Source organism: Anaerotruncus colihominis (genome assembly GCF_010206195.1).
In the GTDB taxonomy this organism is placed as follows: domain Bacteria; phylum Bacillota; class Clostridia; order Oscillospirales; family Ruminococcaceae; genus Anaerotruncus; species Anaerotruncus colihominis_A.
In genome coordinates, this window is sequence record NZ_VIQT01000019.1 from 15,158 (window position 1) to 40,652 (window position 25,495).

Annotated in this window: 23 protein-coding genes; 14 read left to right on the forward strand and 9 right to left on the reverse strand. The window is 58.1% G+C overall.

The genetic code is table 11. The annotated features are described in order from the left end of the window. Window positions 1–135: 135 nt before the first annotated feature. The 5 genes from FMM72_RS13025 to FMM72_RS13045 all read left to right on the forward strand — a co-directional run bounded on the left by FMM72_RS13025 (window position 136) and on the right by FMM72_RS13045 (window position 5,802). Entirely contained in the window at window positions 136–1,302 is a 1,167-nt protein-coding gene (locus FMM72_RS13025) for a BMP family lipoprotein (RefSeq protein WP_162221668.1), read from the forward strand. Window positions 1,303–1,399: 97 nt separating this feature from the next. Then, complete coding sequence (locus FMM72_RS13030; protein ID WP_160208883.1) at window positions 1,400–2,935, forward strand: ABC transporter ATP-binding protein; 1,536 nt, start codon at window positions 1,400–1,402, stop codon at window positions 2,933–2,935. Further along, a complete protein-coding gene (locus tag FMM72_RS13035; RefSeq protein ID WP_162221669.1) occupies window positions 2,932–4,047 on the forward strand; it encodes an ABC transporter permease in 1,116 nt (371 codons plus the stop codon). Before FMM72_RS13030 ends, FMM72_RS13035 begins: the two co-directional genes overlap by 4 nt. Continuing rightward, window positions 4,044–4,997, forward strand: a complete 954-nt coding sequence (locus FMM72_RS13040) for an ABC transporter permease (RefSeq protein WP_160208881.1) — start codon at window positions 4,044–4,046, stop codon at window positions 4,995–4,997. Before FMM72_RS13035 ends, FMM72_RS13040 begins: the two co-directional genes overlap by 4 nt. Before the next feature lie 76 nt (window positions 4,998–5,073). Further along, window positions 5,074–5,802: a nucleoside phosphorylase gene (locus FMM72_RS13045; RefSeq protein WP_162221670.1), complete on the forward strand. Its 729-nt coding sequence runs from the start codon at window positions 5,074–5,076 to the stop codon at window positions 5,800–5,802. 319 nt (window positions 5,803–6,121) lie between these two features. On the opposite strand, the gene FMM72_RS13050 is transcribed toward FMM72_RS13045, so the two are convergent. Together FMM72_RS13050 and FMM72_RS13055 are read right to left on the reverse strand one after the other, a co-directional pair. After that, window positions 6,122–8,815, reverse strand: coding sequence for a translation factor GTPase family protein (locus FMM72_RS13050; RefSeq protein ID WP_162221671.1), 2,694 nt, complete (start codon window positions 8,813–8,815; stop codon window positions 6,122–6,124). Continuing rightward, entirely contained in the window at window positions 8,812–9,306 is a 495-nt protein-coding gene (locus FMM72_RS13055) for a DsbA family oxidoreductase (protein WP_160208878.1), read from the reverse strand. Before FMM72_RS13055 ends, FMM72_RS13050 begins: the two co-directional genes overlap by 4 nt. A gap of 309 nt (window positions 9,307–9,615) precedes the next feature. Here FMM72_RS13055 and FMM72_RS13060 point away from each other — a divergent pair, with 309 nt between their 5' ends. The 8 genes from FMM72_RS13060 to FMM72_RS13095 all read left to right on the forward strand — a co-directional run bounded on the left by FMM72_RS13060 (window position 9,616) and on the right by FMM72_RS13095 (window position 17,726). Beyond that, window positions 9,616–10,422 carry a DeoR/GlpR family DNA-binding transcription regulator gene (locus FMM72_RS13060; RefSeq protein WP_160208877.1) on the forward strand — a complete coding sequence of 269 codons (807 nt, stop codon included), beginning with the start codon at window positions 9,616–9,618 and terminating at the stop codon, window positions 10,420–10,422. After that, on the forward strand, window positions 10,419–11,429 hold the full coding sequence (locus FMM72_RS13065; protein WP_160208876.1) for a dihydroxyacetone kinase subunit DhaK: 1,011 nt from the start codon (window positions 10,419–10,421) through the stop codon (window positions 11,427–11,429). Before FMM72_RS13060 ends, FMM72_RS13065 begins: the two co-directional genes overlap by 4 nt. Window positions 11,430–11,434: 5 nt before the next feature. Then, entirely contained in the window at window positions 11,435–12,082 is a 648-nt protein-coding gene (gene dhaL, locus FMM72_RS13070; RefSeq protein ID WP_160208875.1) for a dihydroxyacetone kinase subunit DhaL, read from the forward strand. Between the two features lie 13 nt (window positions 12,083–12,095). Then, a complete protein-coding gene (locus FMM72_RS13075; protein ID WP_162221672.1) occupies window positions 12,096–13,025 on the forward strand; it encodes a 1-phosphofructokinase family hexose kinase in 930 nt (309 codons plus the stop codon). Window positions 13,026–13,071: 46 nt separating this feature from the next. After that, the gene (gene fba / locus FMM72_RS13080; RefSeq protein WP_162221673.1) at window positions 13,072–13,926 is read left to right on the forward strand and encodes a class II fructose-1,6-bisphosphate aldolase; all 855 of its coding nucleotides are present in this window, start codon (window positions 13,072–13,074) and stop codon (window positions 13,924–13,926) included. Between the two features lie 161 nt (window positions 13,927–14,087). Beyond that, window positions 14,088–15,083: a substrate-binding domain-containing protein gene (locus FMM72_RS13085; RefSeq protein ID WP_162221674.1), complete on the forward strand. Its 996-nt coding sequence runs from the start codon at window positions 14,088–14,090 to the stop codon at window positions 15,081–15,083. Window positions 15,084–15,218: 135 nt separating this feature from the next. Beyond that, window positions 15,219–16,736 carry a sugar ABC transporter ATP-binding protein gene (locus FMM72_RS13090; protein ID WP_160208871.1) on the forward strand — a complete coding sequence of 506 codons (1,518 nt, stop codon included), beginning with the start codon at window positions 15,219–15,221 and terminating at the stop codon, window positions 16,734–16,736. Window positions 16,737–16,739: 3 nt separating this feature from the next. Continuing rightward, on the forward strand, window positions 16,740–17,726 hold the full coding sequence (locus FMM72_RS13095) for an ABC transporter permease (RefSeq protein ID WP_160208870.1): 987 nt from the start codon (window positions 16,740–16,742) through the stop codon (window positions 17,724–17,726). Window positions 17,727–17,909: 183 nt separating this feature from the next. On the opposite strand, the gene FMM72_RS13100 is transcribed toward FMM72_RS13095, so the two are convergent. Beyond that, a complete protein-coding gene (locus FMM72_RS13100; protein WP_162221675.1) occupies window positions 17,910–18,554 on the reverse strand; it encodes a hypothetical protein in 645 nt (214 codons plus the stop codon). Window positions 18,555–18,736: 182 nt separating this feature from the next. Continuing rightward, complete coding sequence (locus tag FMM72_RS13105) at window positions 18,737–19,825, reverse strand: DHHW family protein (RefSeq protein WP_243157818.1); 1,089 nt, start codon at window positions 19,823–19,825, stop codon at window positions 18,737–18,739. Here FMM72_RS13105 and FMM72_RS13110 point away from each other — a divergent pair. Then, a complete protein-coding gene (locus tag FMM72_RS13110) occupies window positions 19,824–20,066 on the forward strand; it encodes a hypothetical protein (RefSeq protein WP_162221677.1) in 243 nt (80 codons plus the stop codon). The genes FMM72_RS13105 and FMM72_RS13110 overlap by 2 nt on opposite strands. Here the strand turns inward: FMM72_RS13110 and FMM72_RS17220 are convergent. From FMM72_RS17220 to FMM72_RS13135, 5 genes are read right to left on the reverse strand one after another with little or no spacing between them, the layout of a single operon-like run. After that, on the reverse strand, window positions 20,063–21,397 hold the full coding sequence (locus FMM72_RS17220; protein ID WP_160208867.1) for an MBOAT family O-acyltransferase: 1,335 nt from the start codon (window positions 21,395–21,397) through the stop codon (window positions 20,063–20,065). The genes FMM72_RS13110 and FMM72_RS17220 overlap by 4 nt on opposite strands. Window positions 21,398–21,420: 23 nt before the next feature. After that, entirely contained in the window at window positions 21,421–22,089 is a 669-nt protein-coding gene (locus tag FMM72_RS13120; RefSeq protein WP_162221678.1) for a toprim domain-containing protein, read from the reverse strand. Continuing rightward, window positions 22,083–23,123 carry a DNA polymerase III subunit delta gene (holA, locus tag FMM72_RS13125; RefSeq protein WP_162221679.1) on the reverse strand — a complete coding sequence of 347 codons (1,041 nt, stop codon included), beginning with the start codon at window positions 23,121–23,123 and terminating at the stop codon, window positions 22,083–22,085. The genes FMM72_RS13120 and holA overlap by 7 nt, the downstream gene beginning before the upstream one ends. After that, a complete protein-coding gene (locus FMM72_RS13130; protein WP_162221680.1) occupies window positions 23,120–25,204 on the reverse strand; it encodes a ComEC/Rec2 family competence protein in 2,085 nt (694 codons plus the stop codon). Before FMM72_RS13130 ends, holA begins: the two co-directional genes overlap by 4 nt. Next, a complete protein-coding gene (locus FMM72_RS13135) occupies window positions 25,201–25,431 on the reverse strand; it encodes a helix-turn-helix domain-containing protein (protein ID WP_160208863.1) in 231 nt (76 codons plus the stop codon). Before FMM72_RS13135 ends, FMM72_RS13130 begins: the two co-directional genes overlap by 4 nt. Window positions 25,432–25,495: the final 64 nt, after the last annotated feature.

Consider the following 25,495-nt stretch of genomic DNA (forward strand, 5'->3'; position numbering starts at 1 on the left):
TATAGAAGGATTAAAAGGCCGCCATGGCGGCCTTTTCCCGCTATTCCCACGTGGGAATTCGATTCCAAAATTCTGGAAACTGTGTGCGGCCCTTCCGCACCCATGAACATAAGAATCATTTTTGGAGGTTTTGAAATGAAAAAAAGCCTGAAAAACATCCTCTGTGCATTCCTTGCAGCCAGCGCTATGCTCTCACTGGCGGCCTGCGGCAATTCATCCGGCGGCGGCGCGGCATCGGGCGCGGCTTCCACGCCCGCCGCTTCCAGCGGCGGCGCTGTCTATGAGCTGGCCGTTGTCACCGACGCCAACTCCATCGACGACCGCGGCTTTAACCAGGGCGCATGGGAGGGGCTTGCAAAATATGCTGAGGAAAACAACATCACGCATCAGTATTACCGTCCCATCGACCAATCCACAGACGGCTATCTGGTCGCGATCGAATCGGCTGTCAACAACGGCGCGAAGCTCGTCGTCTGCCCTGGCTATCTGTTTGAAGCCGCTGTGTACAAGGCGCAGGACATGTATCCCGACGTTTCATTCATCATCCTTGACGGCACGCCGCAGGACGGCACCTATACCGACTACAAGACGGCGGACAACACCTATTCGATCGTTTTTGCCGAGGAGCAGGCCGGATTCCTTGCCGGTTACGCCGCTGTGAAGGACGGCTACCGCGATCTCGGATTTTTCGGAGCAATGGCGGTCCCGTCCGTCGTCCGTTATGGCTACGGCTATCTCCAGGGCGCCGAATTTGCGGGCAAGGAGCTTGGGCTTGAGCCGGGATCCGTCTCCTGCAAATACCATTACACCGGCACGTTCGACATCCTGCCGGAAAATCAGACGAAAGCGGCTTCCTGGTATCAAAGCGGCACGCAGTGCATCTTCGGCTGCGGCACGCCCGACAATGTTTTTGCGGCGTGTGAATCGGTCGGAGGCGACTGCGTCGCGATCGGCGTCGACCTGGACCAGTCGGCAAGCTCTGAAACGGTCCTTACTTCCGCGATGAAAAACCTGTCCGTCGCGGTTTACGACGGCATCACCATGTTCTATAACGGCGAATTCCCGGGCGGCGTCAACGCGCGCCTTGATATCAAGGACAACGCGGTCGGCCTGCCGATGGAAACCTCCCGCTTTAAAAGCTTCACGCAGGCCGATTACGACGCGATCGCCGCAAAGATGACCGCCGACGAGGGCGGCGTCGTCTCCGGGATGGTCAAGGATGTCGACGAGAGCGGCAACTCCATTGATCTTGAAACAGTCGTTTCCGGTCTTTCATACGTCAGCGTCGAGGTGATCAACTGACCGCCGCGCCCCATGCATCCGCCGCGCGCCGCAAAATCAGTTTCAAGCTGATTTTGCGGCCGCCCATACAACCGACAAGAATCGCAGGGTGAAACATATGAGCGAATATGCTATAGAAATGATGCATATCACCAAGCTGTTTCCGGGCGTTGTCGCAAACGACGACATTGTCCTTCAGGTCCGCCGTGGAGAAATCCACGCGCTTTTGGGGGAAAACGGCGCCGGCAAATCGACCTTGGTGAGCATCCTGTTCGGCCTGTATCAGCCGGACAAGGGGGAGCTTTTTCTTGACGGCAAGCCCGTCAAGATCCAGAACCCGCACACCGCCAACGACCTTGGCATCGGGATGGTGCACCAGCACTTCATGCTGGTCAAAAATTTCACGGTGCTTGAAAATATCATTCTCGGGGCCGAAACCGTCAAAGGCGGGCGCTTACAGATGGAACAGGCGCGCGCCAAAGCACTCGCTTTAAGCGAGCGGTACAACATGAAGGTCGATCTGGACGCCAATGTGTCGGATATCTCCGTCGGTATGCAGCAGCGCGTTGAAATTCTCAAGATGCTTTACCGCGAAAACAATATCCTGATCTTTGACGAGCCGACAGCCGTTTTAACGCCGCAGGAGATCGACGAGCTGATGGAAATTATGAACAGCCTGAAAAGCGAGGGCAAGGCGATCATTTTCATCACGCACAAGCTCAACGAGATCAAGCAGGTCGCGGACCGCTGCACGGTTTTGCGCCGCGGCAAGTATATCGGCACCGTTGAAACAGCCGGCGTATCGCCGGAGCAGATGTCGGAGATGATGGTTGGGCGCAAGGTTGAGCTGCGTCTTGCAAAGCAGGAATTTCACCCCGGCGAGACGACGCTGTGCGTGCGTGATCTGTGTGTTGCCAGCCGCGAAAATAAAAACCGGAATATCCTCAACCGCGTTTCATTTGACCTGCACCGCGGCGAAATCCTCTGTATCGCGGGCATCGAGGGCAACGGCCAAAGCGAGCTGGCCGCCTGTCTCTCCGGGCTGATCCCGGCCGACGGCGGCCAGATCGTCCTGGACGGGCGCGACATGACGCGCGCCTCTATCCGCGCGCGCAACACCGGCGGCTTTTCCTTCATCCCGGAGGACCGCCACAAGCACGGCCTGATCCTTGACGATACGCTTGAGGAAAACCTGGCCTTAAAAAAATACTTCACCCCCGAATTTCAGCACTGCGGCTTTATCCGTTTCAACCGCCGCAGCCAGTACGCGCGCGAGCTGATCAAACAGTTTGACATCCGATGCGGCGAGGGGCCCCTGACGCATATGCGCAGTATGTCGGGTGGCAACCAGCAAAAGGCGATCATCGCGCGGGAAATCGATATGAACCAAGATTTGATCATCGCCGTGCAGCCGACGCGCGGCCTGGACGTGGGCGCGATCGAATATATCCATAAGCAGCTGCTGGCGCAGCGCGACGCGGGCAAATCTATCCTTCTTATCTCGTTTGAGCTTGACGAGGTTATGAATCTCAGCGACCGCATCCTTGTGCTGTATGAAGGGGAGATCGTAGCGGACGTGCTGCCCGGCGAAACGACAGTCAACGACATCGGGTTGTATATGTCCGGTTCAAAAAGGAGTGTGCCGCAGCAATGAAAAGATTACACGGCCCTGTGCCCAGGCGCAATTATACCGGGCTGCTGGCCTCTCTGGTCGCAATTGTCATCGGCCTGCTGCTCGGTTTCCTCGTGCTGGCGCTGTGCAATCCGCCGCAGGCGGCCAACGGCATTAAAACACTGATGCTCGGCGGCTTCACCGGCGGTATGAAGGGGTTGGGCAACGTCCTGTACTACGCGACGCCCATCATTATGACGGGTCTTGGCGTTGGCCTTGCGTTCCAGACAAGCCTTTTTAACATCGGCGGCCCGGGACAGTTCATCGTCGGCGCGGTCTGTTCGCTCTTTGTGGCGATCCGCTTCAACCTGCCCGGCCCGCTCGGCTGGATCGTCCCGCTTCTCGCGGGTATGCTTGGCGGCGCGCTCTGGGCGCTGCTCCCCGGCCTGCTGCGGGCGCATCTGGGCGTCAATATTGTCATCGCCACCATTATGATGAACTACATCGGCATGTACCTGGCCAACCATATTGTCAAGCAGGCCATCTACGACCCGCTCAAGGGCCAGTCGCAGGTCGTCCCCGCCGGGCACACGCTGCCATATGCCGGTATGGACAAGCTGTTCCCGGGCAGTATGGCCAATATCGGCTTTTTAATCGCGGTCGTCATGGCGGTGATTGTGTATATCGTGCTCAATAAGACAACCTTTGGCTTTGAGCTGAAAGCATGCGGCAAAAACCGTGACGCCAGCCGCTATGCCGGTATCAATGAAAAGCGCAACATCGTCCTTTCAATGATGATTTCCGGTGCGCTCATCGGGCTTGGCGGCGCGTTGATGTATCTGTCGTCCGCCGGTAAATACATCAAGCCCGTCGACGTGCTTGCCGCCGAAGGCTTCAACGGCATCCCCGTCGCACTGCTCGCCTCCAACCATCCGGTCGGCATCATCTTTACCGCAGTGTTCATCGCCTACATGCAGGTGTCCGGCTTCTATATGCAGACCTACCGGTTCTCTCCGGAGATCGTCAATATCATCATCTCGGTCATTATCTACTTCAGCGCCTTTGCGCTGGTCATCCGCAATGCGGTGCGCTCCTTCCAGCTTCGCAGCGCGCCGCAGGGCAAGCCTGCCGCGAAGGGAGGAAAAAAGGTATGAGCTCGTTTTATTTTCTCTGCCAGCAGACGATGATTTTCTTTGTCCCGCTTATGATCGTTGCGCTCGGCGAACTGTTTTCCGAACGAAGCGGCGTGCTGAACATCGCGCTGGAGGGCATCATGGTGTTCGGCGGCTTTTGGGGGATCTTATTTGTAAGCAAGTTCCAGGCGTCCATGCCGGTCTGGCTCTGCCTTGCGGCCGCTATCGTCATCTCCATGGCGATGGGGATGCTGCTTTCATTGCTGCACGCGTTTGCATCGATCAACCTGAAAGCTGACCAGACCATCAGCAGCACGGCGCTCAACACCTTTTCAACCGCGTTCTGCATTTTCTTTGCGCGCGTTGTCCAGGAGGTTGAGCAGGTGTCCTTTAAAAACACCTTCCGCATTGATAAAATCCCGCTTTTAGGCGATATCCCGGTCATCGGCCCCATGCTGTTCCAAAACGCGTATATCACCACGTATCTTGGCGTCGCGATCCTGCTCGTCTCCTCGTATGTGCTGTATAAGACGCGCTTTGGCCTGCGCCTGCGTTCCTGCGGCGAAAATCCGCAGGCAGCCGATTCCGTCGGCATCGACGTTTACCGGATGCGTTACACCGGCGTTTTGCTCTCCGGCGCGCTCGGCGGGCTTGGCGGGCTTGTCTACATCATCCCGTCCACCACCATGTTCAATTCCACGGTCGCCGGTTACGGCTTTCTCGCGCTGACAGTGCTTGTTTTCGGCCAGTGGAAACCCTCGCGCATCTTTTTCGCGGCGCTCTTTTTCGGGCTTACCAAAACCATTGCCGCGGCCTATTCCGGCATCCCGTTCCTGCTTGGGTTGGGTATCCCGGATACGATCTACAAAATGCTGCCCTATATCGCGACTTTGCTGGTCCTGACCATCACCTCCTCGCGCTCCCCCGGTCCGGCCGCAGCGGGCGTGCCCTACGACAAGGGCGCGCGCTGACCGCACGGCGCCGCAATTTTAAACGCCGCGGGACGCCCGCTTTTGCGGGCGCTCCGGCAGGAAAGGAAGATTATAAATGTTAACTCCAGACGGAAAGCTCTATCACATCCACTGCAAGCCGGGCGACGTCGGCCGTTACGTGCTGCTGCCGGGCGACCCCTTCCGCACCGATCTGATCGCTGGTTACTTTGACGACGCCAAGCTTGTCGCACACAACCGCGAACATAAAACATGGACCGGTACATTAAACGGCGTCAAGGTTTCCGTCACCTCCACCGGCATGGGCTGCCCGTCCGCAGCCATTGCGGTTGAGGAGCTGATTAAATGCGGAGCCGATACGTTCATCCGTGTGGGCACCGCCGGGCGCGTCTGTGACAAGGCGTATGACGAGACGCTCGACGGCGTCATCAACACCGCCGCCGTGCGCGACGAGGGTACGACCGTCCATTACATCCCGATCGAATACCCGGCCGTCGCGGACCGGCATGTGGTCGACGCGCTCGCGCGGGCCTCCAAAAGGCTCGGCTACAACTTCGCCGAGGGAATCACCCAGTCCAAGGATTCCTTCTATGGCCAGCACGAGCCTGAAACCATGCCCGCAGAGGGCCGTCTGAAGGAGCGTTGGGAAGCCTGGCGGCGCGGCAACGTCATGTCGTCAGAGATGGAGTCCGCGGCAATTTTCGTCATCTCCTCCATCCGCGGCTGCCGCGCGTCGTCTATCATGGCATATACCGAGATGCGCAAAACCGTCGAGGTCGCCTGCGAGGCGCTGCGCACACTGATCGAGCAGGATCGAAACACCTGAAGGCATCCATAAAAGCGGGGCCGCCGGAAGTTTTCCGGCGGCCCCGCTTTCAGCGTGTCGAGTTTCTCGACACGCTGAAAGCGGGCAACCAGAAATTACTGCGGCTCGCAGGCTCGCCTTGTTCATCCGTTTTCCCGCCAGTCCCACCCTTCCTCTTGCAAAACCGCTCGCAGAGCGGTTTTGCGCTTCAATGTATTTTTGTCCGGCACATGTCCGGACAAAAATGAATTTTGAGAGCGGCAGGATATCGCTGTGTTTTCCAGCCTTTTTCGACAGTCTGAAAGCGGGGCCGCCGGAAGTTTTCCGGCGGCCCCGCTTTTTATTTTCCAGGGGAATCCGGCACTCGTTTTGACGCTTCAACAGCCTTGTCCGCCTGTTCCAACGCAGCCTTAACGTTCAGGGACTTTTTCAGGCGGTTGTTTTTCTCCAGAAAAGCAGCGATCTCCCCGCTGGTACGCTCAAGCTCCATACGGAACAGGTCAGCCGGCACGCGTAGCGCGCCGTGGCCGAGGATAATCAGCTGTTCCGCGCTGTCCGATGTGGCCACCCGCACGCGGCGGCGCCCGCCGATCTCATAGGTTACCTTCTCAATAAAGGCGTCGGCCGTCTCCGCCTCCTTTGTATAGACGACATGGATGTTGTGATAACGGCTCACAGCCCCTGTGCCGCGCGGCACCTTGTAGGCATCGAACACCAAAATCACCGCGCATTTGCGAAATCCCTGATAATTACAGAGCAGATCCATCAATGCCTGGCGGGCCGCGTCCAGATTGTCGCGCGCCATCCGCTTGAGATCCTCCCATGCAAAGATCATGTTGTAGCCGTCCACCAACAGATATTCCGGCCCCGCGCCGGCTGCGCCGTCCCACGGGGATCCGGCATCCGGCATTCGCACGCCGCGCGCCTGCGCGGCCGGGCCCCGCCGGATTGGGCCATAGGTGCGTTCAAAGATCGCCTCCAGCTCCCGGTCCTGCTCCAGCGTACCGGAATAGGGTTCCCGCGCAGAGCCGCGCGCCGCGGCATCATCCGTTTTATGGTCCTGCGCATCCGGCCGCCTGCCGGGTGCGGCATGCATATGTGCGGCCGCCTCGTCCCATTTGACCGTATATCCCGCGCCGTGCGCGCAGAATACGGAATCCGCCGGGAAATCGAGGTCGTGCTCGCAATCGTAGCCGGCTGTCGCCACAACCTCGTCCTGGTTGTGGCACGGCTCGTAGCCGCTCAGTGTACAGAACAGCCGCCCGCGCCCTTTTGTATAGGCGCTGACCTCGGCGGCATAATCGCGCATACACGCCGCGGGGGCCGTCCCGGTCAGCACCGCCTCGCCGGCCGTTGTGTCCGGCGCGGATATGCTCCCGTGCATACGCTGCAAATCGGACATCGCCCGGCCGACACATGTATCAGGAATCTCCAGACGAAAGCTGTACCATGGCTCGAGCAGAACATTTTCCGCCTGCATCAAACCCTGACGCACCGCACGCAGGGCGGCCTGACGGAAATCGCCCCCTTCGGTGTGCTTTTCATGGGCGCGGCCGGCCAACAGTGTGATGCGCACGTCTGTAACCGGCGCGCCCGTCAATACGCCGGGAATCGTCTGCTGCGCAAGCTGTGAAAGGATCAGCCGTTGCCAATTGCGGTCGAGCATATCCTCGCCGCACGCGCTGGCATATGTGATCCCCTCGCCGCGCCCGGCCGGCTCCAGCAGCAGATGGACCTCAGCGTAATGGCGCAGCGGCTCAAAGTGCCCCGCGCCGCGCACCGGCTGTTTAATTGTCTCGCGGTAAACGATACCGCCCGCCCCGAACGATATGTCAAGCCCAAAGCGTTCCAGAATCCGCCGCTTTAAGATCTCCATCTGCACCTCGCCCATCAGCTGGATGCAGATTTCCTGAAGCTGCTCGTTCCAGGTGATTCGAAGCTGCGGGTCCTCCTCCTCAAGCAGGCGCAGCTTGAGCAGCGCGGCGTGCGCATCGTATCCGTCGGGCAGAAGCGCGCGGTATGCAAACACCGGTTCGAGCAGAGGCGGCTGCGCCTGCGCCTCCCATCCAAGCCCTTCGCCAGGACGGCTTCTCCCAAGGCCGGTCACAGCGCAGACCGTCCCAGGCAGAGCCTCGTCGGCCGTCCTGTATTTCGCTCCGGAATAAACGCGGATCTGGTCGGCCTTTTCCTCCCAAATCTGCTCGTCCGGAATCCCGCCCCGGCGGTTCGTCAAAACCGCCTTGACGCGCAGCACACCGCCCGTCACCTTTAAATGCGTCAGACGCGCACCGTTTTGATCGCGTGACACCTTAAAAATCCGCGCGCCGAACGCCTGCGGATAATCCGGCGCGCGCGTGTAACGGGCAAGCGCCGCGAGCAGTTCATCCACGCCGTCGAGCTTGAGCGCCGACCCAAAAAAGCACGGAAACAGCCGCCGTCCGCCGATCAGTTCGGTAATCACCCCGTCCGAAAGCATTCCGCTTTCGAGATACTGCTCCAGTGCGGACTCGTCGCACATGGCCGCCTCCTCGCAAAGCGTTTCGCGCGGCGCGCTAAAATCGACGCAGCCGCCATCCAGGCGGCGGCGCAGCTCGTCAAGCAGCGCCGCACGGTCCGCCCCAGGGAGGTCCATTTTGTTGATAAACAAAAACACCGGCACACGGCTGCGCTCCAAAAGGCGCCAGAGGGTCAGCGTATGGCCCTGTACGCCGTCCGTCCCGCTGATCACAAGCACCGCATAATCAAGCACGGAAAGCGTGCGCTCCATTTCGCTGGAAAAATCGACATGCCCCGGCGTATCGAGCAGCGTCAATTCCGTCCCGCCGAGCGTCAGAACCGCCTGCTTTGAAAAGATCGTGATACCGCGTTCCCGCTCGATCGCGTCGGTGTCAAGGAACGCATTCCCATGGTCTACCCGGCCAAGCGTCCGCAGCGCGCCGCTGCGGTAAAGCAGCGCCTCCGACAGGGTTGTTTTTCCTGCGTCGACATGGGCGAGAATCCCAACAGCCAGCCGCTTTTTATCTGCCGCGCTCATCCCGCCAAAAATGCCGCCAGCTCGCCGCGCGTCACACCGATATTTTCACGCGCGTCGAGCCTGCGCCCGTCCATCCGATAAGCCGGCACCACCCAGACGCCTGAACGGTTAAAGGCATAGGCGTTCGCTTCCTTCAATTCATGCTCGTATCGCCCACTGCGCAGCGCCCGCTCAAGCGCCCCGGCATCCAGCAGCGAGCCTGCCGCCCGGGCGACAACCGCCGGGTCCTCAATATCCGCGCGCTCGATCAGCGCCGCGCGGTACATCAGCCGGTGATATTCCAAAAGGTCGGCGCCATACCCACGCGCAAAATACATCCCGCGGATGCAAAGGTCGCTGTGCGGACCGTAGCGGTCGGGACGCGGATGCGATTCACACGGCCGCCAGTCTGCTTCAATATCAGAATATCGCGGCAGCAGCTCCAAAAGCAGCTCGTGCGCCCGCAGACAGTACGGGCAGGCATAATCAAAAAAAATTTCCAAGCGTCGCATAGAGAGTTCCTCCGAATTGAAAGATCATTATAGGTTATAGTATAACACAAAACCATATTGATGGAACATGCCTGTGAAAGCATTTCAAAGGCATCGCGCTTTTTTACATTTTGTTTTCAATCGACGCCTATTTCGAAAGATTTTGAAACTTCCATCTCTAAACAAACAGTTATTTTGCCTAAATTCAGATCATTTATTTTGGACAATGCTATAAAATTGACTTCTATCGTATCAATTTTGTAAGATTTCTCTTGAAAATCGAAGTTTTTGAATATACAATGAAACCAAAATTGAAAGGCGCTGCTGAAAATGATGACTGTGGAACGTAAAAATATGATACTGAAAATGCTTGACGAGCAGTCCTCTGTCTCCGTAACAGAGCTGAGCGGCAAGCTCGCAGTTTCGGAAGTCACCGTGCGCAAGATGCTCAACGACCTGGATAAGCAGGGCTGTCTGCGGCGAACGCGCGGCGGCGCCGTCAGTCTTTCCGTCGCGCTGCGCGAAAGCGGCGAGCGCGAAAAGGAACGGCTGAATATCCGTGAAAAAAAGGCGATCGCGCGATTGGCCTACGATCTGATCGACGACGCCGACACCATCTATCTTGATGCTGGTTCCACAACGCTTGAAATCGTCAAGCTGATCCGCAACGGAAACAAACGAAACATCGTTGTCGTTACAAACGCGCTCAATATTGTCACGGAATTGATTGATTCCTATGATATCAACCTTGTGTTTATCGGCGGCAGCGTCCGGCACAAGATTATGTCATGCGTCGGCCCGCTGGCCGAGCGGGCTGTCGAGAGCATGTGTTTCGACAAGGTGTTCATGGGTACGAACAGCCTCTGTTTGGAAATGGGCGTCACAACGCCCAATCTTACCGAGGCGCATATCAAGCGCAAAGTGATCGAGGTTTCGCGCCAGGCGATCCTCGTCTGCGACGCCACCAAATTCGGCAAAGTTACAATGGCGCGCATCTGCCCGCTCGACCGGTTTTCGTCGATTATCACAGACTGGCGTATTCCTCAGGCGCTTGCAAAGGAAATTCTGGACTCCAACGTTCATCTTGTGATCGCGCAGGACGAATCCAAGGCGCGGGAAAAGGAGAAAGCGGTTTGAATAAGATTATCAATCATCCCGACGATATGGTTAAGGAGATGCTGGAGGGTTATCTCTCCATCTATCCGGGGCTGTTCGACAAGGTCGACGCCCCCAACACAAACGGGCTTATGGTGCATGACCACGGCGACAAGGTTTCCATCGTTGTCGGAGGCGGCGCCGGTAACGAACCGTGGATTATGGGCTATGTGGGCCGCGGGCTTGCGACCGGCGCTTCGCTCGGCAATGTTTACACCGCGCCGCCTTCGCGCACAATCCTCAACGTTACAAAGGCTGTCCCCCACGAGCGGGGAGTTGTCTATATCTGTACGAACCACGCGGGCGATGTGCTCAACTTTGAACTTGTCAGCGAGCTGGCCGAGCTTGAAGGCATCACCGCCAAATGCGTCTTTGTCACCGACGACATCACCTCGGAGCCAATCGAACGCAAGGACGAGCGCCGCGGCGTGGCGGGTATTGCGCTCGTGATCAAGGTGGCGGGTGCGGCGTGCGACGCCGGGCTTTCGCTCGACGAGGTCGTGCGCGTTGCGACAAAGGCCAAGCAGGAAACATATACCTTCAGCGTGACCACCTCGCCGGGCTACATGCCGGGCAGCGGGCGCGCCATGTTTGAAATGCCGGAGGGCGAGATCGAGTACGGCATGGGCTTTAACGGCGAACCGGGCGTGCTGCATACAAAGCTGACCAGCGCCGACAAAATCGCTGAGACGATGATGAGATACCTCTGCGACGACATGAAGCTGACCGAGCAGGACGAAATCGCCGTCATGATCAATGGGTTCGGCTTCACAAGCCCCCTGGAGCTGTGCATCCTGGGGCGGCGCGTCCGTTCGCTGCTCGCGGAGAAAAACGCGCGCGTGCACGACATCTTTATCGACGAGCTGTTCCGTCCGCAGGGCACCGGCGGCCTTTCCATCTCGATCATGCGGCTGGATGACGAGTTGAAAAAGTATTATGATATGCCCGCCTACTCGCCGTTTTTCAAAAAAGAAGCGATCGGAGGCTGACTGCAATGCTTACAATGAATGCACAGCAGTTGCGCGACATGTTCCTGTTCGTTGCGCACAAGATGGTTGAAAGTGAGGATTTCCTCACCGAAATCGATATCAAAATCGGCGACGGCGACCACGGCATCGGGATGGCGACCGGTTTTAAAAATGTGCTCAAGGACCTGCCCGGCGCCAAGCTGGAAAACGCCGAGGACGCCTTCCATGAGGTCGGCAATATCCTGCTCGATACGATGGGCGGCGCATCCGGCGTGCTGTTTGGCACCATGTTTATCAGCGGTATTGTCAAACGCACGCCGTCGCCCACAATCGATCTGCGCGGCTTCGCCGAAATTTTCCGAGCCTCGCTCGACGCGCTCAAGCGGCGCGGCAAGGCGAAGGCCGGCGACAAAACGATGGTTGACGCGTTTGAACCGGCTGTTGTGGCGCTGGAAAAGGCCGCAGACGCCGGCAAGGACTTAAAGGACGGCCTGGCCGACGCGGCCGCCGCCGCCAAAGGCGGTATGGAGTATACAAAGCAGTGTGTCGCACGGTTCGGACGCGCAAAATCCTACGGCGAGGCTGCGATCGGCTTGCAGGACGCCGGCGCGACCTCCGTCTGGCTGATTTACCAGTCAATAGCGGATTGGGCGCAGGATCATCTCAAGGGTTAATCGGAGGGTAAGCATGGTAACGACCTTAACACTGAATCCGTGCGTTGACCGGACAATCACGATCAACGGCTTTCGCTACGGTGGCACAAATAAGATCACAAATGTGCGCAGCGATATCTCCGGCAAGGGCATCAATGTCAGCATCGCGCTGCATCAGCTCGGGCGTGAAACGCTGTGCGCCGGTTTTAATTACAGCGGAGACGACACGCTGACACAGGATCTTTCCAGGATGGGCATTGCGTACGATCTGGTCGACGTGCCCGGCAAGCTGCGCATCAATATCAAGGCGTTCGACGCCGAAAAGCATATCATGACCGAGTTCAACGAGGGCGGAGGGCCTGTTTCAGCACAGGACGTCGACGCTTTGATGAACAGGGTGGATGCATATATTGAGCGTTCCGATATCATGGTCATCAATGGCAGCGCGCCTCCGGGCGTACCGGCGGACCTCTATAAGCGCATGATTGAAAAAACGAACGCGCACGGCAAAAAAGCCATTCTTGACGCTTATGGTCCGCTTCTGACCGAGGGCATCAAGGCCGCGCCGTTTCTGATCAAGCCCAACCGCGACGAGCTTGAAGCCTCGTTCGGCTGCAAAATCTATTCGCTCGGTGATGCCATCGCCATCGCGCGCAAAATCATCGCGGAAAACGGCGTCAAATACATCTGCATCTCCATGGGCAAGGAGGGCGCGCTGCTTGTCGGCGGCGATCGGGCGTGGTTCTCCGAAGGCGCCGACGTACCGGTACGCGGCGTGCAGGGCGCGGGCGACTCGCTTGTCTCCGGCATCTGTATGGCAATTTTAGACGGCGTGAGCGAGCCTGAGATCCTGCGTTACGGCGTGGCGGTCGCACACGGCTCGCTGATCCACGACGGCACACAGATGTGTATGCCGGAGGATTTTAAACAGATGATGGGATTGATTTCCGTCAGAGAGGTCTGAAAACCATATCGACTATACACAACTGTTTTTAAAGAAGGGAATCGTTATGCCGCTTGTTACAACAACCGAATTTTTAAAGAAGGCGCAGGAGGGGCATTATGCCGTCGGCGCTTTCAACGTGGAAAACCTGGAGATGGCACAGGCCGTTATCCAGGCCGCGACGGAGTTAAACGCCCCGGTCATCATCCAGACCACCTCGTCCACGGTCAAATATGCGAGCCTGACCGTCTACCGGGCGATCGTCGCGGCTCTGGCTGAGTCCTCCCCGGTCCCGATTGCAATGCATCTTGACCACGGCAGCAGCTATGAGCTGTGCGAGCAGGCCGTCGGCGCGGGTTATACGTCCGTTATGATCGACGGCTCGAAGCTCTCATTTGAGGAAAATATCGCTGTTTCCGCCAAAACGGCCGCAATGGCCAAAGAGCGCGGTATCCCGACCGAGGCCGAGCTTGGCACGGTCGGCGGCAAGGAGGACGACCATGTCGTACTTGACGCCGATGCGATGTACACCAATCCCCAGAAAGCGTGCGAATTTGTCGAGCGCACAGGCGTCAGTTCGCTGGCGGTCGCCATCGGCACGGCGCACGGCTTTTACAAAGGCGAGCCGCGGCTCGATTTCGACCGCCTCGCCGAAATACGCAGGGTTGTTTCTGTCCCGTTGGTGCTGCACGGCGCTTCCGGCGTTCCAGACGAGGCTGTGCAGAAAACAATCGGCCTGGGCATCTGCAAGGTCAATTTTGCAACCGAGCTGCGCGACGCTTATACAAAGGCTGTCCGCCCGGTGCTTGCAAACGACGCCTCGGTCTTTGACCCCAAGGTCTATGGAAAAGCTGGCCGTGCCGCTGTGGTGGAACTTGTCAAGCGCAAGATCACCGTCTGCGGCAGCCAGGGAAAAGCATAATCAACGGCAAAAGCCGTTTGATTAGATAAGCATGTGTGGAAGGCTGGGAATGTCTCTCACGCACAAGCGGTCACAACCGCTTGTGCGCGCTCTGGCGCTTCCCTGTTTTTCAGGCAGGCTTGAGAAAGCTCTGAATCAAAGTCATTAGGAGGAAAAGAATTATGTTCAAACGCATTCTCGGCGCAGCCCTTGCGGCTGCCATGTGCCTTTCGTTCGCAGCCTGCGGCGCAGACAGCACAACCACCCCATCCACTCCGGCGGCCAGCGAGCCGGCTCCCGCTTCTTCCAACGCGGCTTCCACCGCCTCGGACACCGCTTCCGGCGAACCGGTCCGCGTCGGCGTCAGCCTGCTCAACAAGCAGCATGTTTTCTACAACAACATTGAGGCCGCCATGGTCGCCAAGGCTCCAAATCTGAATATCGAGCTGATCGTTCAGGATGCTTCCGGCGACGCGAACAAGCAGCTCAGCCAGGTTCAGGATTTCATCACCCAGGATGTTGACGCCATTGTTGTCTGCCCGACCAACTCCGCCGGTAGCAAATCCATGGTGGAGCTTGCCACTGCTGCGAACATCCCGGTTTTCACGATGGATATCGCCTCCGATGGTGAAACAGTTGCGCATATCGCGACCGACAACTACAAGGGCGGCGAACTGGCTGCCGAGTACATGGTCAACAACATGCTGACCGATAAGAAGGGCAATGTCGGCGTCATCACCTATTCCGAGATCGAAAGCTGCGTGCAGCGTGAAAAGGGCTTCACCGACTGGATTGCCGCCAATGCTCCCGACGTTGTTGTCGCCGATATTCAGAACTACTCGGGCGACCAGTCCAAGGCTGCCGATGTGATGGCCAACATGCTGCTCAAGACCCCCGATCTGGCCGCTGTCTTCTGCGTTGGCGACCCGGCTGCTACCGGCGCGATGGCCTCCATCACTTCCGCCAACAGCCAGTGCAAGGTTATCGGCTTCGACGGCAACCCCGAGGGTATCGATGCGATCAAATCCGGCGGCCTGTGGGTTGCCGATGTCGCGCAGGATCCGGCCGCGATTGGCGAGACCACGCTTCAGACGATCGTCGACTACCTCGGCGGCGCCCAGGTTGAGCCCAACATCCCGATCGCTCCGTATATCATCGACGCTTCCAACGCTGAATAAACTTTCTATCCATTCATTTCCCACATGCCGGCGGCGGGGAGGGATCCCCCTTCCCCGCCGGCGTTCCGGCGGTTTCAGGCGACACGGGGCTGCCGGCAAACGGACGCCCCAAAATTTTGGCAGAGGAGTGAAACAGTGAACACGAACCCTTTTGTGGAGCTTGTGGATATCAGCAAGTCCTTCCCCGGCGTCAAGGCGCTGTCTGACGTTTCCATTGCATTTTATCCCGGAAAAGTGCATGTTCTCCTCGGTGAAAACGGGGCGGGAAAATCCACAATCATCAAAATTATTTCCGGTGTTTATCAGGCCGATGCCGGCAGGCTGCTTGTCGGTGGTCAGGAATATACGTTTACAAATACCCGGCAGGCGTTGGCCCACGGTGTCAGCGTCATCCACCAGGAACTGAGCGTTATCCCCGATTTAACTGTAGCAGAAAATATCTTTCTTGGCAGGGAACCGAAAATTGCCAAGACAGGTTTGATTGATAGAGCGACCATGTTCGCTGAAACAAAAAAACTGCTTGACTCCATCGGCGTCAAGATCAATCCGCGCGCGGTGATCCGGACGCTGACAAACGGAGACAAGCAGATGGTTGAAATCGCACGCGCCGTCAGTCAGAACAGCTCCATGGTGATCATGGACGAACCGACCTCCTCGCTTTCCGATCACGAGGTTGAGGCGCTGTTCCGCGTCATCAATAAGCTCAAAAGCGAAAATGTCGCTGTCATTTATATCTCCCACCGCATGAAGGAAATCTTTGAAATCGGCGACAATATCACCATCCTGCGCGACGGTCAGGTGGTCAAAACAATGCCGCTGTCCGAAACGGACGAGCAAACGATGATCGCCCTGATGGTCGGCCGCCAGGTCACGCAGTATTACTACAAGGCCGAGGCCCCCAAGGACAGTCCAGTGGTGCTTTCGGTCAAAAATCTCACACGCAAGGGCGTTTTCCAGAATGTTTCGTTCGATTTGCATCAGGGCGAGATACTCGGCGTTTCCGGCCTGATCGGCGCCGGGCGCACCGAGGTCATGCGCGCCATTTTCGGTGCGGACCGCTTTACAAGCGGCGAGATCGAGGTGTTCGGCCAAAGAGTTGCATTTAAAACGCCGGGCCAGGCCATCAAAGCCGGTATTGGGCTGATCCCGGAGGACCGGCGCGGCCAGGGGCTCCTGCTGGAAAAGAACCTGCGGCAGAACACGTCCCTTGCCAGCCTGATGGCAAATTCACACCATGGCTTTATCAATTTCAAATGGGAAAACACCATTGCGGCGGAATACATTGAAAAGCTGCACACCAAGACGCCGTCCGACCGGGCGCTGGCGCGCAACCTCTCCGGCGGCAACCAGCAGAAGGTGGTTATCGCCAAGTGGCTGGCCGCCAAGGTGCGTATACTGATCATGGATGAACCGACGCGCGGCATCGATGTCAACGCCAAGGCAGAGATTTACGCCTTGATGAAGGAGTTCGCCGAAAATGGCGGCAGCATCATCATGGTTTCCTCCGAGCTGCCGGAGGTGCTCGGCGTCTCCAACCGCATCATGGTGATGCGCGGCGGCGTTGTCACAAAGATCATGGAAGCCGAGGGCGCAACCGAAAAGGAAGTTATGCAATATGCCAGCTTCAATAGTGAAACGGAAACAGGGGTGTAATCAATGAGTCAGTCATTTTCCAATACAAGAGAAAACGCCACAACAAGCGGCCTGCGCAAGTTCGCGAAGGAATATACCATGCTCCTGTTCGTCATTGTGCTGGTCATCGCGTGTATGTTGTTTGTCGACCGGTTCGCCACGCCCGGCAATCTGATGAACGTTTTGATTCAGATCGCCATCAACGCCCTGATCGCAACCGGTATGACGTTTGTCATCCTGTCCGACGGCATCGACCTTTCGGTCGGCTCCGTCGCCGCTTTGGCCGGCATTGTCGCAACCGCCACCATCAAGATGTTCCCGGATGCGGGGCGCGGGTTGAGTGTGCTTGTGATTTTGCTTGCCGCGATTGTTGTGGGAGGTATTTGCGGTTCGATCAACGCGTTTTCCGTCGCAAAGCTCAATGTCCCGCCGTTTATCGCGACGCTCGCCATGATGAACATCGCGCGCGGACTTGCTTTTGTCTATACCGATTCCAAGCCGGTCTTTGACCTGCCCGATTCATACGGCTGGGTCGGCCTGCGCAGCATCGGCCCGATTCCCGTCACTGTCATTGTCATGATCATCGTGTTGGTCGCGGCTTATATCATCCTGTCGCGCACCTGCTTTGGGCGTTATATCTATGCCGTCGGCAGCAATGCGGAGGTTGCAAAGCTCAGCGGCATCAATGTTAAAAAGATCAAATACCTTGTCTATATCATCTGCGGCATCCTTGCGGCGCTTGGCGGCGTCGTGCTCTCCTCCAAGCTGCAAAGCGGCCAGCCAAACGCCGCGCAGAGCTATGAGCTCAACGCCATCGCGGCGGTCGCCATGGGCGGTACGAGCATGTCGGGCGGACGCGGCGGCATCATCCAGACCATCTTCGGCCTGGTCGCCATCGGCGTCATCAACAACGCTTTAAGCCTGCTTGGCGTTTCCTCCTACTGGCAGACCATCACGCTGGGTGTCATTATTCTGATCGCGGTTGTAATCGACCAGTTTAAAAAGGACTAGAGGCTGTTTGAAAAATCATTTTCAAACAAGCCCTAATCATTCTCTCTGCCCTGCTTTTTATTTCTTTCCTATTTTCAGATTGCGTGGTACACGCGCGGCCGGCGCATGTACCGCGTATGCATCACAACGAAACGATGGGGCGCATTCCTTTCGGAATGCGCCCCATCGTTTCGTTTTTTCTGGTCAGCCCTGTGCATACGCTTCGGACAGCGCGGCAGACCCCGGGTATGGCTCCTCCAGCGGGATCTCAATTCCGACATCGGGCAGCGATATAGCTCCGTCCTCCGTCGAAAAATAGATGTCAAGGTTGTCCGGATCGCCAAGCGCCGGATCAATGGTGTTCATCTGTAAGGTTTTCTGAATGCTGTCAAGAATGTGGAACACCAAATCCTGCGTATCAAATACGTGAAATTCATCTTTCTGCGGATCGGGCGGGCCTGTGAAAACAGAGCTTTCCCGGCCAAAAACAACCGTCATGCCGCCGCGGCCGCTGCTGACCGGTTCAGCCAGCGTCAGATTCCAGCCGGTTGTCTCAGCGATGGCCGCGATCAAGCCGTCGGGCGACGGATCGCTTTCAAAGGTCCACGGATATTCCTTCATGGATGGGCCGGCGCCGATATACAAAGTACGCTCCATTCCCGCTATGGCTGAGGACGTTTGCGCGGACGAAGCGGACGGCGCCTGCTCCGGCGCGCTCTGCCCATGCGGCGCGGAGGAAACCGCCCCAGCGGACGCGGATGAGGACGGCGCGGCAGTATCCCTGTCCGTACAGGCGGCCAGGGATACTGCCAAAACGGCCGCCAAAATCAGGGGTGCGAATTGTTTCATAAACCAGAAACCTCCCGAGCTGTTGATAGAACGTTCGACCGCATCCAAACGGCCAAACGTACCTTTTATTATACGGCCGATTGAATAAAATCTCCCAAACTGGTTTTATTTTTTCCTCGCCGTTTTGGAATATCCGGTTTCTGGATACCTCTCCTGACAAAAGCTGTGGGCAGCGCCTCGCCTTAAGAACCCCGCGCTGCGTCAAGGCTGTCTAAAAGGGAAAGCTGATCGGCTGTAACATAGTGGTCGACGGACCAAGCGAACAGCACCTGGCTGTAATCGCGCAGGTTGATCCTGCCGAGCTGCTCAGGCGCAGCCTGCGTTGTATCGACAACTGTGACGCGCTCATAATGCGCAAGCAAAAACGGCACATAGCCTTGTACAGACCGGTCGCCAAACAGCAGCAGCCGTTTGCTGTTCGTCGTGTTGCCAATGATGCTGATATCGATCACCGGCGACATGCCGCCGAGCACAACCGCCATCGAATCGCCAAGCTCCGCCCGAAAGCGCGGATACAGTGTGTAATACCTGCGGATCCCGGATGCGTCGTAGTGCGTGACAATATAGTCGCGCTGAAAACGTGACACATAGGAGTATACCGACACGCGGTCGGCCGAAACTTCCCGATAGGGGGACAGCGCGTACAGATCGCCGTAATAATTGTAATCTAGATGCTCCACCTCGTACTGGTCAAGCCCGCGCGGGTTGGAACGCAGCAGATTTTTAGCAGCCGCAGAGTAAATATAATACCCGCCCAGACCGGTAATTGTGTTGTCGGTATTATAATAAATATATTCATCCTGATGATTAAAGAGCGTCGGATAAACGTCGATGGCGGTCACACGGCCCGATACGCGGCGGTATACGTCGTCAATCAATTGGCGCTGGTTGTAAAGCGGCGCGACCTTGTCGTAGGGAACTTTGCTCTGTTGGACAGCGCACGCCGTAGGAATCAGCATGACATAACTCGGTATCTGGTGCTCGTCGGCAAAATCGATCATTGCAAGCGTATTGTCGTTGATGACCGACAGGCTTTTTGGCTGCACGTCAAGCGTCAGGGAATCGCCAGAAATAAAGACGCCGTTTTGCTCCTTCTGGCCGCCCATATAGCTTAGGGAAACCTCGAGCTTGCGCAGCCGGTCAGCCGCTGGGAACTGCTCGGTCATAGCTGTTTCCAGCTTGCCAAGCGGCGCGTAAATCGAACCGGCGGCGCGCAGCAGCGCGCGCGTCCCGCCGCCCGCCGCGATCAGGCATGGAGCTGCAAACAGCATGAGCAAAAACACCGCTCCCGTCAATTTTTTACCAAGCAATCCGCCGCCTCCTTTCAAAACTGGTAAAGCCTCTGCACAGGGGCTGTTTGAAAAATCAAAAGCCCCGCCTTTTTCTACAAACAGCGGGGGACGCCGCGTTAAAAAGCCTCGTAATCTGAAGGGATTCCTGCGTTTTTTGCCTTGTATTCTCTGGTTGTTTGCGAACAATCCGGCAATTCCTCTATTTTCAAACAAGCCCTAAACAAGAAACGCCGTAATCACAATAAGCAGCGCCGCCGTTAGCGCCGCCGTCCCAAACCAGTAAAGCCGCGGCGCATGCTTACGAATCACCTTGGCCGCCCGTTCAATCAGGCCGGTCGATGAAAAGACAGCGATCAGCAGCACAAGGTAGTTCGAAGCCAACAGATACAGGATACTGCTGCCGCTTTCCGGCGAAATGGTCCCCCGCAGGCCAAACAGGCGCAGCAGGTAGGAGATCGATTGCTCTGGCGTATCGCCCGCAAGAAAGCAAAACGACACCATGATCACCGCCGTGCTGTAAATCCAGCGCAGCAGCGGCGGAATCAGGTCGATGCGGCGACCCAGGCAGTACCGCTCAAAGATTACAAACAGCGCGAAATAAACGCCCCACAAAAGCAGGTTGAGGCTGATGCGAAACCATAGTCCCATCAAAATCGTAACCAGCAGGATATTGAAAACACCCGAAATCACACTGCCCTGCGCGCCCCCAAGATTGACATAGACATAGCGGCGCACATAACGGTTGACTGTGATATTGAAACGCGAAAAAAAGTCGTTAATGCCAATAGAACCAAACGGCGCATGAAAATTATCCTGAAGCTCAAAGCCAAAGATCAATGCAAGCCCCCGCGCCATATCACAGAAGCCCGCGAGGATGAAATAGACCGAAAGCGCCAGCGTCACAACCATTGTCCACGCGGCGGCCATTGTCACACTGGCCATTGGCAGCGCGCGCAACGTCCCATAGAGCCTGTAAACTGTGTCGCCGATCAGCACCTTTTTCGCCAGACCCTGCAAAAAATACCGCGCACCCTCGCCGGTCTTTTCAAGCGTCATGCGCATCGAGCGCGTCTGCAAAATCATTTTGCTGTGATAGACAAGCGGTCCGGCATACAGCTTTGGGAAAAACAGCGTCATCAGCCCAAGCTGAACCGGGCTGTGCTCACAGTACGTATAGCCGAAATAACAGTCCATCACATATCCACATGAGGTCAGGCAGATAACGCCAAGTCCAAATGGGCTGTGCGCGCCTGTCAGCTCCTGCGCTAAACCGTACAGCGTCAGGATAGTCAGGCTTTTGGCCACTGAACAGATCATAATCGCACAGCGCAGGCGCGCAAAGGGTGCGCTGCGCTCCATCAAAAGCCCCATACCATAATCAAAGGCGATCACCGCAGCCGCAAGCAGCAGATTGCTGCCCTCCAGCATCGCATAAAACGCACCCGACAGCGCAAGCAACACCGCCGCACGGGCGCGGTGCGGTGCGAACAGGCACAATAAAATGGCCGCCGGCAAGAATAAATAGAGAAACGACAGGCTGTAAATCTGCACGTGCTTGGCGCCCTCCCTCCGGTTTATGGTTGTCCTGAATGGTCCGAAAAATTCTGATGCGTTCCGTTTTCCTCCGGCGCCCCGGCGAGCAGGCGTTCGAATTCCTCCGCCGTGTACAGCGCGTTGACAGCGGCGAGCATCGCGTTGGCGCTCATGCGCTCCGGCAGGCCGAGCCGCCGGAGCAGCGTGCGGCGCTTTTCGGCGCTGTCCGCCGCTCCGGACAACCCATAGGTCACAAAATCGGCCTTGGTCAGCCGGCGCGCGCGGGCCTGCGGCTCGGCCTGCCGCCTTGCGGCGGCCGGCGCAGACGTTTCCTCCACAGCGACGCCCGCGCGCCGCAGCGCGGCCAGCAGCGTCTTGGCCGGGATTCCCTCCACGCCGAGCTTTCCCTCTGCGGAGGGCTGCGCCTTGCGCCGCTCCTTGCCGAACAGGTCGGGAATATAAACATGCGTCACCTGCGACGGATCGACCGCGCCCGCCAGAAAGCCGCGGATACGAAAGCCGGCCGCGTCGGAGTCGGTGAGGATGATGATGCCGGTCTGCGCGGCCAGGCGCCGGATATAAGCGAGCTTTTCACGGTCACGGAACACGCCGAAGCCGTCGGTCGTCACGATGGTCGCCTCGACAAGCGTATGCAGCTTTGCTTTATCATAGCGCCCTTCCACAATGATCGCCTGGCGGACCCTCAGCATGTCTGCCGGCCGCCGATCAAAAAGAGCTTTGCAACCGTCTCCTCCAGCAGGGCGCGGTCGTCGCCGCCGCTGCTCTTGACGCGCATGTCAGCCTCGGCCAGCGCCTCGAGCATCGCGCCAAGCTGCCCAGCGGTGTACGCACCGCTGTCGCTCATCGCGTTTTTGATCGCAAACTCCCGGTTTTTGGCATACCCAAGCTCGGGCGCGGCATGCCCGGCGGGTACGTTCGCCTGCCTGGCGGCAAACCCGCGGTACAGGTCGACAAATGCGCCCGACAGGATCGACAGTGTGCGCGCCGCCGGCTCGCGCAAATCGTCAAGCTGGCCGATCAGCTCCATCGCCCTGGGAAAATTGCTGCGCAGAATCGCCTTGGACAGATCGAATACACGCGCCTGTAAAACGACTGTTACAACGGCGTCGATGTCAGCGCGCGTGATCTTGCGCCCGGCCGCATAAGCGCACAGCTTGTCAAGCTCCGTGGCCAAAAGCTGTAAATCGTCCGTGCACCGCTCGACCATGTAGGACGCCTCGCCGCTTTCGAGCGTACAGCCGTTTTTCTGTGCACGGTCGCGCAGAAAACGCAGCGTGTCCGCGCCGCGCCGGCTGCCAAGCTCGATCACGCAGCCCGCCTTATCGCACGCTTTGATCAGCAGGTTCATCTTTTCCCGGCGCGCGGGCGGCTCCTTGACCGTAATGACGACGACGGTTGTCTGCGGCGGATCACCGATCACGGCGCACAGCTCCTTCATACGGCCCATATCAAGCTTTTCTGGGTCGAGCGAAAGCGTCACGCAGCAGCCCGCCGCCATCAGCGGAACCGATTCGACCGCGTCATAAAAGGCTTGCAGATCAAGCGCATCGCCGTCAAAACGGCGCAGGTTAAACGCTTCGTCCGCTCCGCCGAGCGCCTTTTTCACAATCATCTTTTCATAAAGCGCGATCAGATATGCCTGCATTCCGTAAAGCAGATAGACGTTGTGCTGTTCCGCGCTTTTCACATGTTTTGCAAAATCGCTTTCCATCGTATATTTCAAGGCATCCCCTCCGTTTGACGCGCCGCGGCGCGCGGTAATACGTCCGGTCCGGCCGCGCCGGTGCGGCGCAGCGTCATGATTTCACAGTTATAATAACGCGCTGTTGTTTTCAGCCTGACGCCGGGCGCGGCGACAATCTGTCCACGCGCGTTGATCAACACGTCGGCGGCTGCGGGCGTCTGGTCAAACGTCTTGACAATCCGAAGCCCGCCCATCTCGATCGAAACGATCTCTGCGTCCTTTCCCTCAGCCGAAACATGCGCGCCGGGCAGCTCCGCCGTAAAGCCATACGTCTGGTCAAGGCCGAACGCCGTATCGACCGGCAGAATTTCCGACAGCGCGTGCGTCCTGTTGGAGAAAAGCGCGCCGTCTTCCCGCACAGCATAAAGGGAAATGCGTTTCACACCATTGTCCTTTAAAAACGCGGCCAGATTCTGTGCATCCGCGACAGAGTCCGGCTCCCCGATCACAGCTCCCTGTCCGCCGCAGGCAAGCGCGACGCTGCCCGCGCTCTGCGAGACAGCCAGTTCCACTGTTGGGCCCCAAGCAACGGCGCGCGCCAACATCCCGGCCAGCAGCGCCACAACCGCCAGAGACGCCGCATAAAGGCGCACCGTATGCGGCGCGCGGTTTGCCGCAAGCAGAGCGCCGCCCAGAATACAGGCGGCCATCCAAAGCGTCACAAGCCCGGCGCGCACTGGAACAGACGCAAACGGCAGGACACTCCACCGAGATGCAATCGCGTTGACCGCATGGATCGACGCGCCGCCGGCCAGCGCGCAGGCGCGCGCCAAAACAGCAAACGGCGGGATAAAACCGAGCAGGCCGCAGAGCAGACCGCCCGCCAGTGCAGGCATCACAAAAGGCGCAGCCAGCACATTCGCAACCGGCGCGACAAGCGAGAGCTGTCCGAATGCAACGCAAAGCACCGGGGCTGTAAACACGCCGGCGCAGACCGAGGTTGAAAAGGCCAGAAGCGCCGCATAGCCAAACGGATGCAGCCGCCGCAGGCTGCGCGCATCTGTCCGCCAAAGCCGGCGTGCGCACCACGCGCAAACCGGGTCGGCACAGGCGGCGATGCCCATGGTCGCAAGATAGGAAAGCTGCAAGCCTGTGCTGAATATGGCGTATGGATTTTGCAGCAGAATGACGATCAGCGCGAAGCCCAGTGAATTAAGCGTGTCCGAATCACGTCCAAGCAGCAGCGCCGCGCGGCAGATCACAGCCATGACGGCCGCGCGCACGACCGAAAGCGTGCATCCGGTCATCAGCATAAAGAGCAGTACAGCCGCGATCCCGGCGGCGGCGCGTGTGCGGCGTCCGCAGCGGGCCGCCGACAAAAGCGCGTCGAACAACCCGGCGAACACGGTCAGATGCAGCCCCGATACAGCCAACAGGTGCGAAAGCCCCGCCCGGGCGTAACTGGCGCGGAGATCCGCAGCGATCAGCTCGCTGCGGCCCGTGGCCATCGCGGCGAGCACGCCGCCCTCCGGTCCGGTCAGATAACGCATGATATGCGAAGCGGCCGCGTCGCGGTACCGGGCGAACAAGACGCGCCCGTCGTTCAGGCGCTTTTCAATCAGCCGCGGCGCGCCGGCCATGGACGCCCTGAGCCCAACAGCGTCCGCATAGAGCTTAGCCCGCGACGCCGCGTCAGGGCTGTCCATTATCAGTTCCCATTCTACCACATCGCCTGGGGAAACATCAAGCGCGCCGGGCGCCCCGACCGACACGCGGATCCCGGACGGTAGCGGCCCGTCCTCTGTGACCAGCGTCAGACGCGTGTAATCGCCGTATTCCACGCGTTCAAGAACCAACCCTCGTAAATCCACAAAAGCGCCTTCCAGACGGGCCGCGGCTGAAAACGTCAGGCTGCTGTACAGCGCCAGCCATGCCAGGGAAAGACCAAAAGCCACCGTTGCAGCGCAAAGCCACAACGGCAGCCTTTTTCTCATGACGGCCGCTGACAGCAGCAGGCAGGCTCCGACCGCCGCTTTGGCGCGGGGATCAAACCCAAGCGGCACCGACAGCAGCACCGCGCATATCCACGCGATCGCGCCGATGTGAAACGCACGGTTCATAGCAAATGCGACTTGGGATACGGCCTGTAGATATCAGTACGTCCCACCAGATAATCAACGCTCGTCTCATAAAAATCAGCCAGCTTCATCAAAAGCTCGATGGGGATATCGCGTATCCCGCGCTCATAACACGAATACCCCGGCTGATCGATTCCCAGATAGTTAGCCACGACCGTCTGGTTTAAATCGCGATCCTCCCGCAGATCGCGGATCCGTTCAAAACGCATGCCGTTCTCCTTTCAGCCTCCAGGAGCGGTTTGAAAAGCCTTTCCACAGCCTTGCTCCCTCAAG